Here is a 16,592-nt window from a genome sequence, read left to right as displayed (position 1 = left end):
ACGCCTTCAGCGGCGTTCATCCACACGGGTCACAACTGAGTCACCAGCGACTCCACCTGCTCCTGGCGCTCCGCCTGATTGACCCGCGCCCCGGGGTTGAGCGTCGACCACTGCGGATGCGCCCGCGCTCGGCGCAGGGCCTCTGGCAGCTTGCCTTCACGCCAGGCCTTCTCGTCCAGTTCGGCCAGGTGCACCCGCTCTTGGGCCGCATGGCCGCGGCTGTCCAGCGCCTGCATCAGTTGCTGCTGACGCAGGGCCAGCAGGCGCAGCACGCTGTCGTCGACCGTCAGTTCGCGGCGGCCCTTGAACTTGCCCATCAGGCGCGAGCCGTAGCTACGCGCTGTTTGCAAGGCGCCGCCCGCAATCGCGCCGGCCAGGGCGGCTGCGCCCAGGGTCAGACCGCCGACCAGCAGATCGACGCCGGCACCGGCGGCGGCGCCAGCGGCTACCCCGCTGCCCAGGCGCACCCCCAGCAGCTTGAGGGTTTCCGGGTTGAACAGGTCGTCGCCCCAGCGCCCGTCGAGCAGCGGCAGGTCGCTGGCGTGGGCATCATCGCGGCGGAAGGCATACAGCTTGAGCAGCGCCTCGACGCAGCGCTGTTCGCGCTGGCGCACATCCTGGCGCAGGGTTTCCATGGCCCTGGCTTCGGCGGCCGGCTCGGCTTCGACGCTGCGTCGGCAGGCGGCGCAGTCGAGCAGGAGTTCAGCAATCAAGCGCTTGCCGCTGTGCTGGCGGGCCACACGCTGGGCCTGCTGGTCGTCGATCAGGCGCTGCAAGGCCGGACGTGCATCCTCCAGCATCAAGGCCAGGCTTTCGTACAGACGTCGCTCGCCGTCCTCCGGCGGAGCCACGCTGTCGAACCGCACCAGCGCGTGCAGCCCCAGGCGGGCCAGGGCTTCACGCCACTGTGGCTCGCGGTGCGTCTCGCTGGCGACGAAATTGAGTACCGGCAGCAGCGGTTTGCCGCAGCCGGCGAGCACTTCCAGTTCGTCGCGGTACTTGGCCAGGACCGGTTCGCGGGCGTCGATCACATACAGCCCGGCCGTGCTCGCTTGCAACTGGCGCAGCACCTTGGCCTCCTGCTCGAAGCGCTGGCGCGCCTCGGCGCCTTGCAGAAAACGCTCCAGCCGCGCCGGGCCGTCGAGGCGTTCGCCCGGACGTTCGAGGCGCTCCAGGTAATCGAGCAGGGCGATGGCATCTTCCAGGCCCGGGGTGTCGTAGAGCTCCAGCAGCGGCTCGCCCTCCACCGACAGCCGCGCACCTTCCACATGGCGTGTGGTACTGGGCCGATGGCTCACCTCGCCGAAGCCGACATCGCGGGTGAGCGTGCGCAGCAGCGAGGTCTTGCCGACGTTGGTATGGCCGACCACGGCCAGTTTCAGCGGCTCAGTCATGGCCATGCTCCAGCCAGGTAAGAGGGGAGGTGTCGGTATGGGGCAGGCCGAGACGATCCAGGGCCTCGTGCCAGTTGGCCAGGCGCGCGGCGTCCAGGGTTTGTCCGGCAAGCGCTGGCAGCAGCCAGATACGTGTGCTGCCGGCGTTGCGGGCCAGTTCAGCGAGCAGCGCCAGGCTGCCGCGGTCAGGCGAGCGTTGCGGGTCGCAGGCGATCAGCAGGCGCGCGGGCGGGAAGCGGCCCAGTTGCTCCAGGAGCTTGTGGCGCGAGGCTCGGGAGTCGAGCACGCCGGCATCGGTGATCGCTGCCGGCAGCGTCGGTGGCCAGGTGCGTTGTTCGTCCAGCTCCAGGCCCACCAGCAGGGCGCCACTGCTGCCGGCTTCCAGTTGGCCGGCGGCGAACTGCGGCAACTGTTCGGGCGCTGCGTCCTGTACGCCAAGCCGCTCGCTGTGCGGCATCAGCGCGTCGCGCAAGTGCGCATGGCCGGGCAGGTCGAGGTCCAGCGTCAGCCGATGGCGCCCCTGACGCCAGCGCCACAGACACAGGCTGGCCAGCAGCAGACGCGGCAGCAAGCCATACACCAGCACCACGCCGAGCAGCCAACTGGCCCAGGCCTGCCGGGCGAGGTCCAGACTCGGCGACGTCGCGCCGCTGGCGCGGATCATGGCCTCGTCTGGCACGCTGAAGCCCAGCAGCGAGGGCAGGGCGCCAAGGGTTTGGGTGAGGGCGATGAAAGGCTCGGGGGCGAGCAGGGTGGTTTCCCAGACGAAGCCGTAGCGCCGCGCCGTCAGCAGCGCCAGCAGCATGCCCAGGGCCGCGCTCATGGCCAGCAGCCACAGGCCATGCACCAGCAGGCCCAGCAGCCAGCGGCTCAGGCGTTGGCGCTGCAATAGCACCAGCAGGGCGGGCGCCAGGTGTGCAGCCTTGGCATCGCGGGCGAAGCGTTCGCTGAGCCACAGCCATAGCCGCCCGAGCGCGGCGCCCTGCTCGCCGGCGAAGAACAAGCCCAAGGCCCAGCCAAGCAGCAGTGCCAAGTTCAGCCCCAGCAGGCTGCCCAACGCCCAGAACACGTTCACCGGTCGTTGGCCATCGCCCAAAGCGGCCAGGCCAAGGCCGGCACCGCTGAGCACGGCGATGAGCATGAGCGCCAGCAGGGCCAGGCGCGCGCCTTGTTTCCAGTGGCGCAGGGCCTGGCTGATGCCGTCGCGCTCGGCCAGCCACAGGGCACGGGTCTCGATGCGCGTGGCCAGGTCACCGCCTTGTTGGCGGGCGCGGCGGTTGGCCTCCTGGTCTTCCAGGGGGCCGGCCTGTTCTTCGCGCAGGCGCACGGCTTCGGTGAGCCAGCGGCGGTCCAGTTCGGTGGGTGCGGTCACGGGGTCTTCCAGTACACAGGTCGAGCTCAAGCATAACCCAGGCGCCGGGTGCTATCCTCGCCGGCATGAAGACATCACTCCCTCTCAGCCTGATCGCGGCGCTCGCCGAGAACCGCGTGATCGGTATCGACAACTCCATGCCCTGGCACCTGCCGGGGGATTTCAAGTATTTCAAGGCCACCACGCTGGGCAAGCCGATCATCATGGGCCGCAAGACCTGGGACTCGCTGGGCCGACCACTGCCGGGCCGGCTGAACCTGGTGGTCAGTCGTCAGCCGGGGCTGACCTTGCCGGGCGCCGAGGTGTTCGCCTCGCTGGAAGCGGCCGTGCAACGGGCCGAGCAGTGGGCGCGCGAGCAGGGCGTCGCAGAGCTGATGCTGATCGGCGGGGCGCAGTTGTACGGGCAGGCGCTGGAACAGGGTTTGGTGAGTCGCATGTACCTGACCCGAGTGGAGCTGGCGCCGCCAGGCGATGCCTGGTTCCCGGCGTTCGAGCCGGCGCAGTGGACGCTCGCCTCGACCGCGCGGCAGGTCGAGGAAGGCAAGCCGGTGTACCACTTCGAGGTGTGGGACAAGCGCTAGGAACGGCGCATGGCCGTCCCTAGGCTCACGCTCAGGAATGGCTCAGTTCGGCGTGTTCATCGTCCGCCAGCACGGCTTTGTCGGTCTGCTTGAGCAACTGACTGGTGACCACACCGGCGGTCATCGAACCGTTCACGTTCAATGCCGTGCGGCCCATGTCGATCAACGGCTCGACCGAAATCAGCAGCGCCACCAGCTCGACGGGCAGGCCCATTGCCGGCAACACGATCAGCGCGGCGAAGGTGGCGCCGCCGCCGACCCCGGCGACACCGGCCGAACTCAGGGTAACGATGGCCACCAGGGTGGCGATCCACAGCGGATCTAAGGTGTCGATGCCCACCGCCGGCGCGACCATCACCGCCAGCATCGCCGGATACAGCCCGGCGCAGCCGTTCTGGCCGATGGTGGCGCCGAACGAGGCGCTGAAGCTGGCGATCGACGGCGGCACGCCCAGGCGCTGGGTCTGCGCCTCGATGTTCAGCGGAATGCTGGCGGCGCTGGAGCGGCTGGTGAAGGCGAAGGTGAGCACCGGCCAGACCTTGCGCAGGAAACGCAGCGGGCTGACGCCGGTCAGCGCCAGGATCACCCCGTGCACCACGAACATCAGTCCCAGGCCCAGGTAGGACACCACCACGAAGCTGCCCAGCTTGAGGATGTCCTCCAGGTTGGAGCTGGCCACCACCTTGGTCATCAATGCCAGCACGCCGTAGGGCGTGAGCTTCATCACCAGGCGCACCAGGCGCATGACCCAGGCCTGCAGCACGTCGATGGCCGACAGCGCGCGCTGGCCCTTGTCCTGGTCATCCTTGATCAGCTGCAACGCTGCCAGGCCGAGGAACACGGCGAAGATCACCACGCTGATGATCGAGGTGGGCTTGGCCCGCGCCAGGTCGCCCACCGGATTGCTGGGAATGAACGACAGCAGCAGGCGCGGGATGTCGAGGTCGGCGACCTTGCCGGCATAGTCGCTGTTGATGGTCTGCAAGCGCGCGGTTTCCTGCACGCCGGCCACCAGGCCCTCGGCGCTCAGGCCGAACAGGTTGGTCAGGGCGATGCCGATCAGCGCGGCGATGGCGGTGGTCAGCAGCAGCGTGCCGATGCTCAGGACGCTGATCCGCCCCAGCGCCGAGGCGTTGTGCAAGCGCGCCACGGCGCTGAGGATCGACGCGAAGATCAGCGGCATGACGATCATCTGCAGCAGGCCGACGTAGCCGTTGCCGACCAGGTCCAGCCAGCCGAGGGTGGCCTTGAGCACCGGGTGCCCGGCGCCGTACAGCGTATGCAGCACCAGGCCGAACAGCACGCCCAGCACCAGGCCGAGGAGGACCTTCTTGGCCAGGCTCCAGTCGGTACGGCGGGTTTGCGCCAGACCCAGCAGCAAGGCCAGGAATGCCAGCAGGTTGAGAGAAAGTGGCAGGTTCATCGAAGCTCCGTGAAGCACAAGTAGGGATCGCCTCTGTGAGCGATTGCGAACGGAAATGCTAACAGTCTGAAAACAAACGAATTTATACCTAAAGGTAATGTGCATAGTCGCGTATGGAATAACGCGGTGTCGCTCATGGACAATCAACGCGGCGTTTGCAGCCTTTCAAAGGTCGGTGTCAGACGCCTGTCTGTCATCAATCCGCACTAGGCTTCGGCGGTCCCGTCTCAGGAGAACGTAGCTCATGACCGTATCCCGACTGCTTACCGGTAGCCTCGCCCTGCTGCTCAGCGCCAGCACCTGGGCCGCCACCGAGCTCAAGCATTGGCCTGCCGAGGCCGCCAAACAGCTCGACGCGATGATCGCCGCCAACGCCAACCAGGGCAACTACGCGGTGTTCGACATGGACAACACCAGCTACCGCTACGATCTGGAAGAAGCGCTGCTGCCGTTCATGGAGAACAAGGGCCTGCTGACCCGCGACACGCTCGACCCCTCCTTGAAGCTGATTCCGTTCAAGGACACCGCCGAGCACAAGGAGAGCCTGTTCAGTTACTACTACCGCCTGTGCGAAATCGACGACATGGTCTGCTACCCCTGGGTGGCGCAGGTGTTCTCTGGCTTCACGCTCAAAGAGCTGAAGGTCCAGGTGGACGAGCTGATGGCGTCGAAGACGCCGATCCCGGCCACCTATTTCGAAGGCGATCAGCGCAAGACCACCGAGGTGCAGCCGCCCAAGGTGTTCGCGGGTCAGGCTGAGCTGTACAACAAGCTGATGGAGAACGGCATCGAGGTCTACGTGATTTCGGCGGCGTCCGAAGAGCTGGTGCGCATGGTCGCCTCCGATCCCCAGTACGGCTACAACGTCAAACCGCAGAATGTCATCGGCGTCAGCCTGCTACTCAAGGACCGCGCCAGCGGCGCGCTGACCACGGCGCGCAAGCAGATCAGCGCCGGTCACTACGACGCCAAGGCCAACGAAGGACTGGAGTTGACCCCGTACCTGTGGACCCCGGCGACCTGGATGGCCGGTAAACAGGCGGCGATCCTCACCTACATCGACGAATGGAAGCGCCCGGTGCTGGTGGGCGGCGATACCCCGACCAGCGATGGCTACATGCAGTTTCATGGCGTTGACGTGGACAAGGGCGGCATCCACTTGTGGATCAACCGCAAGGCCAAGTACATGGATCAATTGAACGGCATGATTGCCAAGAACGCGGCGGCGCAGGCCAAGGAGGGGTTGCCGGTGACGGCGGACAAGAACTGGGTGATCGTCACGCCGGAGCAGATCCAGTAAAGGATCTGCCCCGAAGGCGGGGGCTCAGGCCTTGAGCAGATGCTTCCAGGCGCGGCTCTGCTCGATGGCGCGGGCCTGTTCGATGCGCGCTTCGAGCAGGGTCAGGACAGGCGCGTCTTCGGCCCCTTGATCCTGCGCCTCGGGCGCCGTTTCGCCCAGCGGCTGTTCGGCCAGCTCGTGCAGCTTCTTCAGGTCGCCGTACAGGCGATCCAGTTGCGGGGCTTCGAGCACCTGCCGCGCATGGCGCAGCCAGGCCAGCAGTTGTTCCAGGCGCGGCAACTGCTCGCCAAGGTCTTCAGGGCGCTGGATGTACAGCGGCAGCTTCAGCGCGCGGCCTTCCTCGCCCAGCTCATGCTGCAGCCAGCTGGCCAACTGCGCCAAACCCTGACGCTCGCCGCGGCCCTTGCGCTCGCTGGTCCAGGCACGGGCCAGCAGCCAGCGCGAGGTTTCCAGGGAGAACTGGCCCCAGCGGGTGTCTTCGAGCTCTTCGGCGAACTGCTCGGGCGCGGCGCGACGAATGTCTTCGTCGTGATTGCCGGCCTGCACCAGCGGCCGCCAGTCTTCCAGCAGCGCGTCCAGACGGCTGCGCAGGTCGCGGGTGCTGGCGCGGGGTGCGGCCTGACCCAGGCTGCTGGTCAGCGCCCGCAGTTCGGCCAGGCACTGCACCCAGTCCTGCAGCAGGCGCCAGTGGCCGTTGTGACGGTATTGCTCGGCCAGACGCTGGCTGCTGCCCAGCAGTTGCCAGGCCAACGCGGCGTAGGCGTCGTCCACGCTCATCTCGGCATCCAGTTCCACCTGCGGCAGGCCGAGCTCGTAGCTGTCCGGCTCCATCAGGCGATAGCCGCGCTCGGCCTTGCTGATGTCGCAAGGCATCAGCGGCAGGCTGGCGGATAGCTCGGCCGCCAGTTCTAGCAGGGCTTCGGGGGCGCCTTCGCGCAGCTCCAGCTCCAGCTCACAGATGGCTTCCTTGCGCTTGCCGGCGATCACGAAGCCTTGGTCCAGGGCGGCTTCGATCACCACCTTGGCCTTGCCGCGACCCCAGGAGATTTCTGCGTATTCACGGGTGAAGTCGGTGGTGAACAGCGGCTTGATGGTCTTCTTGTCCAGCTCGGCCAACTGCTCGGGCCAGCAGGTGGCGTCGAGCTTCTTCAGGTCCAGCTTGACCTTGTCCAGGTGCCACTCGTACTCGTTGCGCTCCGATAACCCCGCGACGCTCTGGCCGCGGCACTTGAGGGTCTGGATGATGACCTCGCCGTCGCGGCGCAGGCGCAGGGCCACGCGCGCGGCCGCCAGGTCGCGCTCGGGGGTGTCGAAGTACTGGTTGAGCAGCTCGCGGGTCTGCCAGCCGGACTTGTTGCGCTTCTTCAGCAAGGGGTGCTCGCGCAGGGCGGCAAGGGTCTCGCGGCTGGCGCGGAGCTTGAGTTCGGTTTCTGTGTGCATCGCTGGCTCGAAGGAAGGCGTGGTTGGCGCAGAGTCTACAGGAGTTGCCCTGTCAAGGGACGGCATTGCTATGATGGCCGCCATGCTTCCGAGGATTCCGCGCATGCCGTTGCCATCGCTCAAAGACCAGTTCGCCGCGCTGATCGCCGCGCCATCGGTGAGTTGCACCCAGGAGGCGCTGGATCAGTCCAACCGCCCGGTCATCGACCTGCTGGCCGGTTGGCTGGGCGACCTGGGCTTTCGCTGCGAGATCCAGCAGGTCACCCCGGGCAAGTTCAACCTGCTGGCCAGCCGCGGCAGCGGGCCGGGCGGCCTGGTGCTGGCGGGGCACAGCGATACCGTGCCGTTCGACGAGCAACTGTGGAAAACCGATCCGCTCACGCTCACGGAAGTGGACGGGCGTTGGGTAGGGCTGGGCAGTTGCGACATGAAAGGCTTCTTCGCCCTGGTCATCGAAGCGGTGCTGCCGTTGCTGGAGCACGACTTCAAGCAGCCGCTGCTGATCCTCGCCACCTGCGACGAGGAAAGCTCCATGTCCGGCGCTCGCGCCCTGGCCGACGCCGGGCAGCCGCTCGGGCGGGCGGCGGTGATCGGCGAGCCCACCGGGCTCAAACCGATCCGCATGCACAAGGGCATCCTCATGGACCGCATCGACATTCTCGGGCGCAGCGGCCATTCGTCGGATCCCAGCCTGGGTCATAGCGCGCTGGAGGCCATGCACGCGGTGATGGGCGAACTGATGGGCCTGCGTCAGCAGTGGCAGCAGACCTTCCGCAACCCTCAGTTCAGCGTGCCCACCCCGACCTTGAACCTGGGCTGCATCCATGGCGGCGACAACCCCAACCGCATCTGCGGCCAGTGCGCCCTGGAGTTCGACCTGCGCCCGCTGCCGGGCATGGACGTCGAGCAACTGCGCGCGGCCATTCGCGAAAAGCTGGTGCCGCTGGCCGAGCGGCATGAGGTGCGCATCGATTACGCGCCGCTGTTCCCCGAGGTGCCGCCGTTCGAGCAGGCCGCTGACACCGAACTGGTGCAACTGGCCGAACGCCTCACCGGCCACCGTGCCGAGGCCGTGGCCTTCGGCACCGAAGCGCCGTATCTTCAGCAGCTCGGTTGCCAGACCATCGTGCTCGGCCCTGGCGACATCGCCTGCGCCCACCAGCCCGGCGAGTACCTTGAAATGTCACGTATCGAGCCTACCGTGCGTGTATTGCGCGACCTGATCCGGCACTATTGCCTGAGCTGAATATTCAACGCCCAGATTCGTCCTGCCCAGAGGAGACCGCGCGTGACCGCAAGCCTGTTCCGACGATGACTTTCCACCGTTGTGCGCCTTCACCCGTCTCGTTCACTTAGCCACAGGCCCTGTCATGCCCGAATACGTCACCTGGCTGCGTCATGCCTCCCCGTACATCAATGCCCACCGCGACTGCACCTTCGTGGTCATGCTGCCGGGCGATGGCGTCGAACACCCCAACTTCGGCAACATCGTCCACGACCTGGTGCTGCTGCACAGCCTCGGCGTGCGCCTGGTGCTGGTCCACGGCTCGCGCCCGCAAATCGAAAGCCGCCTGGCCGAGCGTGGTCTGGCCCCGCATTACCACCGCGGCCTGCGCATCACCGATGCACCGACCCTGGACTGTGTGATCGATGCCGTCGGCGCGCTGCGCCTGGCCATCGAGGCACGCTTGTCGATGGACATCTCCGCCTCGCCCATGCAGGGCTCGCGCCTGCGCGTGGCCAGCGGCAACCTGGTCACCGCACGGCCCATCGGTGTGCTCGAGGGCGTGGACTACCACCACACCGGCGAGGTGCGACGCATCGACCGCAAGGGCATCAGCCGCCTGCTGGACGAGCGCTCCATCGTGCTGCTGTCGCCGCTGGGCTATTCGCCGACCGGGGAAATCTTCAACCTGGCCTGTGAAGACGTCGCCACCCGCGCGGCCATCGAGCTGGGCGCCGACAAGCTGCTGCTGTTCGGTGCCGAGCCGGGCCTGCTCGACGAGCACGGCAAGCTGGTGCGCGAACTGCGCCCGCAACAGGTGCCGGCGCACCTGCAACGGCTGGGCAGCGACTACCAGGGCGAGCTGCTCGACGCCGCAGCCGAAGCCTGCAAGGGTGGTGTGGCGCGCAGCCATATCGTCAGCTATGCCGAGAACGGCGCGCTGCTCACCGAGCTGTTCACCCGCGACGGCGGCGGCACGCTGGTGGCCAAGGAGCAGTTCGAGATCGTCCGCGAGGCGAGCATCGAGGACGTCGGCGGTTTGCTGGAACTGATCAGCCCACTGGAGGAGCAGGGCATTCTGGTGCGGCGCTCGCGCGAGGTGCTGGAGCGTGAGATCGAGCAGTTCAGCGTGGTCGAGCGCGACGGCATGATCATCGCCTGCGCGGCGCTGTACCCGATCGCCGAGTCCGACGCGGGTGAGCTGGCGTGTCTGGCGGTGAATCCCGAATACCGCCACGGCGGGCGCGGCGACGACCTGCTCGAACGCATCGAGACGCGGGCGCGGCAGGCAGGTCTGAAAACCTTGTTCGTGCTGACGACGCGCACGGCGCACTGGTTCCGCGAACGCGGCTTCCAGCCCAGTGGGGTGGAGCGGCTGCCGGCAGCGCGAGCTTCGCTGTACAACTTCCAGCGCAATTCGAAGATTTTCGAGAAGGCGTTGTAAGCCAAAAAAAACGCCGCCCCAGAGGGCTAATGCTGTTCACTTAAAAAGTGCTGGGGCCGCTTCGCGGCCCTTTCGCGGCACAAGGCCGCTCCCACAACGTCCGCGTGAACCCAGAAACATGGGTTTATACGGCTCCTGTGGGAGCGGCCTTGCGCCGCGATGGGCTGCGCAGCAGCCCCAATTCCAGCAATACAGATCTTAAGTGAACCGCGTTACGCCCCGGAGGGCGGCGTTTTCAGTTACACGGTGTGCAGATACCAGTTGTACTCGAGGTCGGAGATCGAGTGTTCGAACTCCTCCAGCTCGCTCTCCTTGCACGCGACGAAGATGTCGATGTACTTCGGATCGATGTACTTGTTCAGGATCTCGCTGTCGTCCAGCTCGCGCAGGGCATCGCGCAGGTTGTTCGGCAGGCTTTGCTCCAACTGCTCGTAGGAGTTGCCTTCGATCGGTTGGCCCGGTTCGATCTGGTGGGTCAGGCCGTGGTGCACACCGGCCAGGACCGCAGCCATCATCAGGTACGGGTTGGCGTCGGCACCGGCCACGCGGTGCTCGATGCGCACCGCATCCGGCGAGCCGGTCGGCACGCGCAGGGCCACGGTGCGGTTGTCCAGGCCCCAGCTCGGCGCGTTCGGCACGTAGAACTGTGCGCCGAAGCGGCGGTAGGAGTTGACGTTGGGGCACAGGAACGCCATGGAGGCGGGCAGGGTCTCGAGCACACCGCCGACCGCGTGACGAAGCGCGGCGTTCTGCTCGGGATCCTCGCTGGTGAAGATGTTGTTGCCATCCTTGTCCAGCACGGAAATGTGCACATGCAGGCCATTGCCCGCCTGGCCCGGATAGGGCTTGGCCATGAAGGTGGTGTCCATTTCATGGTCGTAGGCGATGTTCTTGATCAGGCGCTTGAGCAGCACGGCATAGTCGCAGGCCTTCAGCGGATCGGGCACATGGTGCAGGTTGACCTCGAACTGCGCCGGGGCGCTTTCCTTGACGATCGCGTCGGCTGGGATGCCCTGCTCTTTCGCGCCTTCGAGGATGTCCTGCAGGCAGTCGGCGTATTCGTCCAAGTCATCGATCAGGTAGACCTGGGTCGACTGCGGACGCTTGCCGGAAATGGGTGAGCGCGGTGGCTGCGGACGGCCATTCACGTTCTCCTGGTCGATCAGGTAGAACTCCAGCTCGAACGCCGCGCAGATGGTCAGGCCCATGTCGGTGAACTTGCTCACCACCTGGCGCAACACTTCCCGTGGATCGGCGAAGAACGGCTCGCCTTCGAGTTCGTGCATGGTCATCAGCAGTTGCGCAGTGGGGCGCTTCTGCCAAGGTTCGTTGGAGAGGGTGTCCGGAATCGGATAGCAGATGCGGTCGGCATCGCCGATGTCCAGGCCCAGGCCTGTGCTTTCGACGGTCGAACCGTTGATGTCCAGGGCGAAGAGGGAGGCAGGCAGGTTGATGCCTTTCTCGTAAACCTTGTGAAGGCTCGTGCGTTCGATCCGCTTGCCACGAACCACACCATTCATATCTGCAATCAGAAGGTCAACGTAGAGAACCTCAGGATGTTCCTTAAGGAACGCGTTCGCTTCGTTAAGCTGAACGGCACGCGGGGGTACCGACATGATGCAACACCTTTGTTGTTAAAAATATCAATCAAGGAGAGCTTGCAGACCCAGTCAATCGAAAAGCCAAACTGATGTCAAGCGGCGCTCCAGATGCCCTGAAATGGCACGTCAACGGCATTTTTGCTGCATTGGAGGGCGTGCCATTATCCGTCAAGTCCGTATGAAAGGGCTACGGCGATGTCGCCGTATTTTATTTTTTACGGGGGTGTTGTGAAAAAAAATGAACGAGGCTAAGCTCGATCGCAACCCATAACAGTAATAATACGAGGGTCACATGGTCCGCCAGCCGCGACCTGAAAGCGCTGTCTGCACGGTGCAGCCAGGTCTTTTCGACGCTTGCCGCCCGGTCCCTGCCCGCCAGTGCCGCACCCGCCGCGCACTGGCCGCAATAATTGACGACCGGCATGCTCGGCCCTCGCTCCGTAGCAGTTTACTGCACGCCTTTCCCGCTTCCTGCCCGTTACCGTTTACACCGCCTGGCTGCCTGCGCCAGGGTTTTGCTTTGGTAACGTACTGCATCCAGAATCAATGCACGGGCCCGTTCGGGCTCGGCCGCGCCGTGCGTGCCGCCTTCGGGCCGCGCCAGGCGCCAGTAGCGCCCGGCCCGTTGGGCCTGGGTCAAACGACCTCCTGAGGTATTTATGAGCAACAACCTCGACCAGCTCACCGATTGGTTGAAAGAACACAAGATCACCGAAGTCGAATGCCTGATCAGCGACCTGACCGGCATTACTCGCGGCAAGATCTCGCCCACCAACAAATTCATCGCTGAAAAGGGCATGCGCCTGCCCGAAAGCGTTTTGTTGCAAACTGTGACTGGCGACTACGTCGACGACGACATCTATTACGACCTGCTCGACCCGGCCGACATCGACATGATCTGCCGCCCCGACCAGGACGCGGTCTATCTGGTGCCCTGGGCCATCGAGCCCACCGCCCAGGTCATCCACGACACCTACGACAAGAAGGGCAATCCGGTCGAGCTGTCGCCGCGCAACGTCCTGAAGAAAGTGCTCAAACTCTACGCCGACAAGGGCTGGCAGCCGATCGTCGCGCCGGAGATGGAGTTCTACCTGACCAAGCGCAGCGAAGACCCGGACTTCCCGTTGCAGCCGCCGGTAGGCCGTTCGGGCCGTCCGGAGACCGGTCGCCAGTCGTTCTCCATCGAGGCGGCCAACGAATTCGACCCATTGTTCGAGGACGTCTACGACTGGTGCGAACTGCAGCAACTCGACCTCGACACCTTGATTCACGAAGACGGCACTGCGCAGATGGAGATCAACTTCCGTCACGGCGACGCGCTGCACCTGGCCGACCAGATCCTGGTGTTCAAGCGCACCATGCGCGAGGCCGCCCTCAAGCACAACGTGGCCGCCACCTTCATGGCCAAGCCTATGACCGGCGAACCGGGCAGTGCCATGCACCTGCACCAGAGCGTGATCGACATCGCCACCGGCAAGAATATCTTCTCCCATGAAGACGGCAGCATGAGCACGCTGTTCCTGCACCACATCGGTGGCCTGCAAAAGCTCATCCCCGAAGCGCTGCCGCTGTTCGCACCGAACGTCAACTCGTTCCGCCGCTTCCTGCCGGACACCTCGGCGCCGGTGAACGTGGAGTGGGGCGAAGAGAACCGCACCGTCGGCCTGCGCGTGCCGGATGCCGGCCCGCAGAACCGCCGCGTGGAGAACCGCCTGCCGGGCGCCGATGCCAACCCCTACCTGGCCATCGCCGCCAGCCTGCTGTGCGGGTACATCGGCATGGTCGAAGGCATCGAGGCCAGTGCGCCGGTGCAAGGCCGAGGCTACGAGCGCCGCAACCTGCGCCTGCCGCTGACCATCGAGGACGCCCTGGAGCGCATGGAAAACAGCCAGGCGCTGGAGCCGTACCTGGGCAAGAAGTTCATCACCGGCTATGTCGCCACCAAGCGTGCCGAGCATGAAAACTTCAAGCGCGTGATCAGCTCCTGGGAACGTGAGTTCCTGCTGTTTGCCGTGTGATCAACCCTGCGGCCGCCAGCGCGCGGCCCTCGGACCCTGGAGAAACCGATGAGCGTCAACAATCCGCAAACCCGTGAATGGCAGCAGTTGAGCGGCGAGCACCACCTGGCCCCGTTCAGCGACTACAAGCAGTTGAAGGAAAAGGGCCCGCGCATCATCACCAAGGCCAAGGGCGTGCATCTATGGGACAGCGAAGGCCATCAGATCCTCGACGGCATGGCCGGCCTGTGGTGCGTGGCGGTTGGCTACGGCCGTGAGGAACTGGTCCAGGCGGCCGAGCGGCAGATGCGCGAGCTGCCCTACTACAACCTGTTCTTCCAGACTGCCCATCCACCGGCGCTGGAACTGGCCAAGGCGATCACCGACGTGGCGCCGGCGGGCATGAGCCATGTGTTCTTCACCGGCTCCGGCTCCGAGGGCAACGACACCGTGCTGCGCATGGTGCGTCATTACTGGGCGCTCAAGGGCAAGCCGCACAAGCAGACCCTCATCGGCCGGGTCAACGGCTATCACGGCTCCACCGTGGCCGGCGCCAGCCTGGGCGGCATGAGCGGCATGCATGAACAAGGCGGCTTGCCGATCCCGGGCATCGTCCACATCCCGCAGCCTTACTGGTTCGGCGAAGGCGGTGACATGACGCCCGACGCCTTCGGTGTGTGGGCGGCCGAGCAGTTGGAAAAGAAGATTCTCGAGGTCGGCGAAGACAACGTCGCGGCCTTCATCGCCGAGCCGATCCAGGGCGCTGGCGGGGTGATCATCCCGCCTGACACCTACTGGCCGAAGATCAAGGAGATCCTCGCCCGCTACGACATCCTGTTCGTCGCCGACGAAGTGATCTGCGGCTTCGGCCGCACCGGCCAGTGGTTCGGCAGCGACTACTACGACCTGGCGCCGGACCTGATGACCATCGCCAAGGGCCTGACCTCCGGCTACATCCCCATGGGCGGCGTGATCGTGCGCGACAAGGTGGCCCAGGTGCTCAGCGAAGGCGGCGACTTCAACCACGGCTTCACCTATTCCGGTCACCCGGTGGCAGCGGCGGTGGGGCTGGAAAACCTGCGCATCCTGCGCGAAGAAGGCATCGTCGAGCGTGCTCGCGACGAGGTGGCACCGTACTTGCAAAAACGACTGCGTGAGCTGCAGGACCATCCCCTGGTGGGCGAGGTGCGCGGCCTGGGTCTGCTCGGCGCGATCGAGCTGGTCAAGGACAAGGCGAATCGCAGCCGTTACGAGGGGCAGGGTGTGGGCATGATCTGCCGTAACTTCTGTTTCGACAACGGCCTGATCATGCGCGCGGTAGGCGACACCATGATCATCGCTCCGCCGCTGGTGATCAGCCACGCCGAAGTGGACGAACTGGTGGAAAAGGCGCGCAAGTGCCTGGACCTGACGCTGGAAGCCATCCGCTAGCCCTTTGCTAGGCTAGCGATGTGACATTAAGTGCTCGCCAGGCCTTGCCGTTGTTGAAACGGCGCCTGGTAACTTGCCAGACTAGCGGCTGTTTCAGTCGCCCGTCTTGCACCACGGGGACCTGGCCGCTGAACAGATGGCTACTAAGAACATTCTGGAGCACAACGCATGAAGAAAATGGGCAAGACGCTGCTGGCTGCCGCTCTGATGGGCGCCATGGCCACCGCTGTTCAGGCTGAAGACAAGGTGCTGAACGTCTACAACTGGTCGGATTACATCGCACCGGACACCATCGCCAAGTTCGAGAAGCAGACCGGCATCAAGGTCAAGTACGACGTCTTCGACAGCAACGAAACCCTCGAGGCCAAGCTGCTGGCCGGCAAGTCGGGCTACGACATCGTGGTGCCGTCGAACAACTTCCTGGCCAAGCAGATCAAGGCGGGCGTCTACCAGGAGCTGGACCGCTCCAAGCTGCCGAACTGGAAAAACCTCGACGAAGACCTGCTCAAGGCCGTCGGCGATGCCAGCGATCCGGGCAACAAATACGCCTTCCCCTACATGTGGGGCTCCATCGGCATCGGCTACAACCCTGAGAAGGTCAAGGCGGCGTTGGGCATCGACAAGATCGATTCGTGGGACGTGGTGTTCAAGCCCGAGAACATCGCCAAGCTCAAGAGCTGCGGCGTGAGCTTCCTGGATGCGCCGACCGAGATGCTGCCGGCCGCACTGCACTACCTGGGCCTGCCCACCAACAGCACCAAGAAGGAAGACCTGGCGGCGGCCGAGGACCTGTTCCTCAAGATTCGTCCGTCGATCACCTACTTCCACTCCTCCAAGTACATCGGTGACCTGGCCAACGGCAACATCTGCCTGGCCGTTGGCTACTCCGGTGACCTGGAGCAGTCCAAGGCCCGTGCCCATGAGGCGGGCGACAAGGTGAAACTGGACTACATCATTCCGAAAGAAGGCGCCGGTACCTTCTACGACATGGTGGCCATGCCCAAGGACGCGGATCACAAAGACGCGGCCTATCAGTTCATGAACTTCCTGCTGCAGCCGGAAATCATGGCCGAGATCACCAACGCCGTGCGCTTCCCCAACGGCAACAAGGCCGCTACTCAGTACGTGAGCAAGGACATCACTAGCGACCCAAGCATTTATCCGCCGGCCGAGGTGAAGAAACAGTTGTACGCGATCGCTGCGCCCGAGGCTGCGGCCCAGCGCGTGATCACCCGTATCTGGACCAAGATCAAATCGGGCAAGTAACGCCGATGCGTCACCTCTGGGCCGCCGAAGCGCGGTCCAGAGCGCTTTGAACGCGATTGTCGATTGCGGCATCGACGCCACGCAGGTAAGTTGCGCGGCCGTTTCGCGTGTACGGCCA

The 16,592-nt window shown here is 65.0% G+C and carries 13 protein-coding genes; 7 read left to right on the top strand and 6 right to left on the bottom strand.

Going from position 1 to position 16,592, the window contains the following annotated elements:
* Positions 1-29 precede the first annotated feature (29 nt).
* The gene (locus tag NJ69_RS17880) at positions 30-1,394 is read right to left on the bottom strand and encodes a GTPase/DUF3482 domain-containing protein (RefSeq protein ID WP_039581763.1); all 1,365 of its coding nucleotides are present in this window, start codon (positions 1,392-1,394) and stop codon (positions 30-32) included.
* On the bottom strand, positions 1,387-2,778 hold the full coding sequence (locus NJ69_RS17875; RefSeq protein WP_209435544.1) for a DUF2868 domain-containing protein: 1,392 nt from the start codon (positions 2,776-2,778) through the stop codon (positions 1,387-1,389). The genes NJ69_RS17880 and NJ69_RS17875 overlap by 8 nt, the downstream gene beginning before the upstream one ends.
* Positions 2,779-2,831: 53 nt before the next feature.
* Here NJ69_RS17875 and NJ69_RS17870 point away from each other — a divergent pair, with 53 nt between their 5' ends.
* Complete coding sequence (locus NJ69_RS17870; RefSeq protein ID WP_039581760.1) at positions 2,832-3,347, top strand: dihydrofolate reductase; 516 nt, start codon at positions 2,832-2,834, stop codon at positions 3,345-3,347.
* A gap of 31 nt (positions 3,348-3,378) precedes the next feature.
* Here the strand turns inward: NJ69_RS17870 and NJ69_RS17865 are convergent, their stop codons facing one another.
* A complete protein-coding gene (locus NJ69_RS17865; RefSeq protein ID WP_039581758.1) occupies positions 3,379-4,770 on the bottom strand; it encodes an L-cystine transporter in 1,392 nt (463 codons plus the stop codon).
* 244 nt (positions 4,771-5,014) lie between these two features.
* Here NJ69_RS17865 and NJ69_RS17860 point away from each other — a divergent pair, with 244 nt between their 5' ends.
* Positions 5,015-6,070: a phosphorylcholine phosphatase gene (locus NJ69_RS17860; RefSeq protein ID WP_039581757.1), complete on the top strand. Its 1,056-nt coding sequence runs from the start codon at positions 5,015-5,017 to the stop codon at positions 6,068-6,070.
* A 24-nt stretch (positions 6,071-6,094) separates the two neighbouring features.
* Here the strand turns inward: NJ69_RS17860 and NJ69_RS17855 are convergent, their stop codons facing one another.
* Positions 6,095-7,510 (bottom strand): CYTH domain-containing protein, encoded by a 1,416-nt coding sequence (locus NJ69_RS17855; protein WP_039581754.1) that lies wholly within the window; start codon positions 7,508-7,510, stop codon positions 6,095-6,097.
* A gap of 103 nt (positions 7,511-7,613) precedes the next feature.
* Between NJ69_RS17855 and argE the strand changes: the two genes are divergently transcribed.
* On the top strand, positions 7,614-8,756 hold the full coding sequence (argE, locus tag NJ69_RS17850) for an acetylornithine deacetylase (RefSeq protein WP_039581751.1): 1,143 nt from the start codon (positions 7,614-7,616) through the stop codon (positions 8,754-8,756).
* Positions 8,757-8,880: 124 nt separating this feature from the next.
* Positions 8,881-10,179, top strand: a complete 1,299-nt coding sequence (argA, locus tag NJ69_RS17845; protein ID WP_039581750.1) for an amino-acid N-acetyltransferase — start codon at positions 8,881-8,883, stop codon at positions 10,177-10,179.
* A gap of 239 nt (positions 10,180-10,418) precedes the next feature.
* Here argA and NJ69_RS17840 read toward each other — a convergent pair whose 3' ends face one another.
* Positions 10,419-11,795 carry a glutamine synthetase family protein gene (locus NJ69_RS17840; RefSeq protein WP_029614915.1) on the bottom strand — a complete coding sequence of 459 codons (1,377 nt, stop codon included), beginning with the start codon at positions 11,793-11,795 and terminating at the stop codon, positions 10,419-10,421.
* 193 nt (positions 11,796-11,988) lie between these two features.
* Positions 11,989-12,204 (bottom strand): hypothetical protein, encoded by a 216-nt coding sequence (locus tag NJ69_RS22680; RefSeq protein WP_155290546.1) that lies wholly within the window; start codon positions 12,202-12,204, stop codon positions 11,989-11,991.
* A gap of 235 nt (positions 12,205-12,439) precedes the next feature.
* Between NJ69_RS22680 and NJ69_RS17835 the strand changes: the two genes are divergently transcribed.
* The 3 genes from NJ69_RS17835 to NJ69_RS17825 all read left to right on the top strand — a co-directional run bounded on the left by NJ69_RS17835 (position 12,440) and on the right by NJ69_RS17825 (position 16,474).
* Entirely contained in the window at positions 12,440-13,798 is a 1,359-nt protein-coding gene (locus tag NJ69_RS17835) for a glutamine synthetase family protein (protein WP_039581747.1), read from the top strand.
* A 48-nt stretch (positions 13,799-13,846) separates the two neighbouring features.
* A complete protein-coding gene (locus tag NJ69_RS17830) occupies positions 13,847-15,208 on the top strand; it encodes an aspartate aminotransferase family protein (protein WP_039581744.1) in 1,362 nt (453 codons plus the stop codon).
* Positions 15,209-15,376: 168 nt separating this feature from the next.
* Entirely contained in the window at positions 15,377-16,474 is a 1,098-nt protein-coding gene (locus NJ69_RS17825; protein ID WP_029614917.1) for a polyamine ABC transporter substrate-binding protein, read from the top strand.
* The last annotated feature ends 118 nt before the right edge of the window (positions 16,475-16,592 follow it).

The organism is Pseudomonas parafulva (assembly GCF_000800255.1).
Lineage (GTDB): Bacteria > Pseudomonadota > Gammaproteobacteria > Pseudomonadales > Pseudomonadaceae > Aquipseudomonas > Aquipseudomonas boreofloridensis.
This window is presented reverse-complemented; position numbering and strand designations above follow the sequence as displayed.